Raw genomic sequence first — 868 nt, forward strand, 5'->3', positions numbered from 1 at the left:
TGTTTGATTTATTAGAATGGGCCGCTCTGCTACATGAAGTTGGGCTAAGCATCAACCTACGCAGCTTTCATCGCCACTCGTTTTATATTCTTCTGCATTCAACCCTGCAAGGTTTTAACCGTGAGCAACAACTCGTCTTGGCGACGCTTGCACGCTTTCAACGCAAAGCGCTAAGGCTCAATGAGTTGCCAGAGTTCAACCTCTACAAACAAAGTGATGTGTTAAGCCTGATTAAGATTCTTCGTCTGTCCATAGTCCTTAATGGGCAACGCAACGACGACCCACTACCTGACATCACTTTATCGATCAAAGGCGATGAATGGATGCTCACTTGTACCGATGAAGCATGGTTAGATAATAATAAGTTGCTGCATGCCGATTTGCTGGAAGAACAAGATAGATGGGCAAGTGCGAAGTGGACACTCACTTTTTAGTTTTCGGTACAATAAAAAAAGTCGGCTTAAAGGCCGACTTTTTTTAACTCTTCCGCTGCGAAATCTGCAGTGATCGGTACATAGCCATCTTTTTCGACTAATGCTTGTCCCTGAGCAGAGAACATAAAACGAATAAACTCGGCTTCTATTGGAGACAACGGGTAATCAGGATGCTTGTTCACGTATACATAAAGGTAGCGTGATAGTGGGTACTTACCTGAGACAATATTTGTACGAGTCGGGCTAACATAGTTAACCCCGCGTTTAGCGATGGGAACCAACCTTACGCCAGCCACTCGATAACCAACGCCAGAATAACCAACTCCGCTGATGGTCGATGCCACAGATTGCACCACAGAAGCCGAGCCCGGTTGTTCATTCACTCGGGTTTTGAAGTCACCGCCACACAGCGCATTGCTTTTGAAGTAACCATA

At 45.5% G+C, this 868-nt stretch carries 1 protein-coding gene and 1 pseudogene; one reads left to right on the top strand and one right to left on the bottom strand.

What is annotated here, in order from left to right:
• A pseudogene (locus tag R8N49_RS25880) lies at positions 1–434 on the top strand (exopolyphosphatase); the annotation flags it as partial.
• A 26-nt stretch (positions 435–460) separates the two neighbouring features.
• On the opposite strand, the gene R8N49_RS25885 reads toward R8N49_RS25880, so the two are convergent.
• A partial coding sequence (locus R8N49_RS25885) for a PstS family phosphate ABC transporter substrate-binding protein (protein ID WP_412034912.1) occupies positions 461–868 on the bottom strand: 408 nt, incomplete at its 5' end.

The organism is Vibrio sp. 1978 (genome assembly GCF_033344345.1).